Genomic DNA, 527 nt, shown 5'->3' with positions numbered 1-527 from the left:
TGGTGATCGCGGTGGTCCTGGGCTGGTTCGTGGCGGGGCGGATGCTGGCGCCGCTCCAGCGGATCACCGCGACCGCCCGGAGCATCGCCGGTTCCACGCTGCACGAGCGGATCGCGCTGGCCGGGCCGAAGGACGAGATCAGGGAACTCGCCGACACCTTCGACGCGATGCTCCAGCGCCTGGACAAGGCGTTCCAGGCGCAGAGCCGGTTCGCGGCGAACGCGTCGCACGAGCTGCGCACCCCGCTGGCCGGGATGCGGACCCTCCTCCAGGTCGCGCTCGCCGCACCCGGGGAGTACCGGCTGGAGGATCTGGGCCCCGACCTGCTCACCCTCAACCGGCGCTCCACGGAGATCACCGAGGCGCTGCTGGTCCTGGCCCGCGCCGACCACGGCGCGATCGCGGAGGAAGCCGTCGAACTGGACGTCCTGGCGCGGGAGGTGTGTACCCAGGCCACACCGGCCGCAGCCGACGCGGGGGTGGCCCTGACCGCGTCGGTGGGCCGGGGCCGGGTCCTCGGCGACCGG

1 protein-coding gene is annotated in these 527 nt (G+C 74.0%); it reads left to right on the top strand.

The annotated features are described in order from the left end of the window. Positions 1–527 (top strand): HAMP domain-containing protein (locus CU044_RS16400; RefSeq protein ID WP_129769336.1); only part of this gene is annotated, 527 nt, incomplete at both ends.

The organism is Streptomyces sp. L-9-10 (genome assembly GCF_004151105.1).
In the GTDB taxonomy this organism is placed as follows: domain Bacteria; phylum Actinomycetota; class Actinomycetes; order Streptomycetales; family Streptomycetaceae; genus Streptomyces.
Note: the sequence above shows the minus strand (reverse complement) of the source record. Positions and strands in the feature narration are given on the sequence as shown.